This is a genomic window from Roseovarius sp. D0-M9, from assembly GCF_037083805.1.
Lineage (GTDB): Bacteria > Pseudomonadota > Alphaproteobacteria > Rhodobacterales > Rhodobacteraceae > Roseovarius.
The window spans coordinates 1-1,161 of the sequence record NZ_JBAPKZ010000122.1 but is presented as its reverse complement, the minus strand read 5'-3'; the positions used below and the strand labels follow the sequence as shown (position 1 = coordinate 1,161).

At 58.5% G+C, this 1,161-nt stretch carries 1 protein-coding gene; it reads left to right on the top strand.

Annotated elements, in window-relative coordinates; translation table 11 throughout:
- The first annotated feature begins 211 nt into the window (after positions 1–211).
- On the top strand, positions 212–1,144 hold the full coding sequence (locus V8352_RS21790) for an IS110 family transposase (RefSeq protein WP_336426351.1): 933 nt from the start codon (positions 212–214) through the stop codon (positions 1,142–1,144).
- The last annotated feature ends 17 nt before the right edge of the window (positions 1,145–1,161 follow it).

Sequence of the window (1,161 nt, the reverse complement as noted above, 5' to 3'; positions counted from 1 at the left end):
GCTTGTCTTATGCTGATCGCGGCTCTTGTGCGAAGAGAGAGCCAGCGCGCGCCACGCCATTTATGGCGCGCGCTGGCGGTGGCTGGATCGTCACAGGCTTGGTTGTGAAGGACCGTTTTAGAGTGTGATCAGCCATCGTCTTCGCCTGAGACCTGAACGGATACAGAGCGGCGTGAAGCCCTCTACGACAAGCATAGGACATGCGAGGACAATGCAAGATACCATCGGAATCGACATCTCAAAAGCCACTCTCGACGCGCATCGTCTGATCGATAACGAAGCGCAGCAATTCGCGAACACCCCAGCTGGCTTGCGGGCACTTCGCCGCTGGATCGGCACCAAAATGCCTGACCTGGTCATTTATGAATCAACCGGGGCCTATCACGCCGGCATTGAACGCAGCTTCGGCGGCGTCCTACCTCTCGTGAAGGTGAACCCAGTACAGGCGCGACGCTTTGCGCAGGCCCGTGGGACAAGGGCAAAAACCGATGCCGTGGATGCGCGCATTCTGGCCATGATGGGCACAGCGCTCGATCTTGTGCCGGATGCGCCAGCGGACAAAAATCAGCCTGCCCTCAAAGAGATGCAGATTGCGCGCATGGCTCTGATCAAAGAACGCACACGACTCCTGAACCGGTCCAAAACGCAGACCTTGGCCATTTTGAAGCGCCAGTCCAAAGCCCGACTTGGACAAATCAAACGCCAGCTCGCTGAACTGGAAGACGCGCTGCTGAAGCTCGCGCGCCAGTGCCCGAGACGTGCACGCGCCTTCGACATTCTCTGCTCGATCCCGGGGCTGGGTCGGATCACTGCGGTCGCGATCCTCGTCGAATGTCCGGAAATCGGAACTCTGACGCGCAAACAGATCGCGAGCCTTGCCGGTCTCGCTCCCATGACCCGACAATCGGGCCAATGGCGTGGGACGGCATTCATACAGGGCGGGCGCAAGTTTTTGCGCGATGCGCTCTATATGCCCGCGCTCGTCGCCGCCCGCTTCAACCCGGATCTGAGGCAGAAATACCAAGCGATGATATCGGATGGAAAACCCGCCAAAGTCGCTCTGACAGCCCTCATGCGAAAGCTCATCGAACTGGCCAACGCACTCGTCCGACAAGACCGAGAATGGACGCCAAAAACAGCTTGATCAAGACGGATACTCTA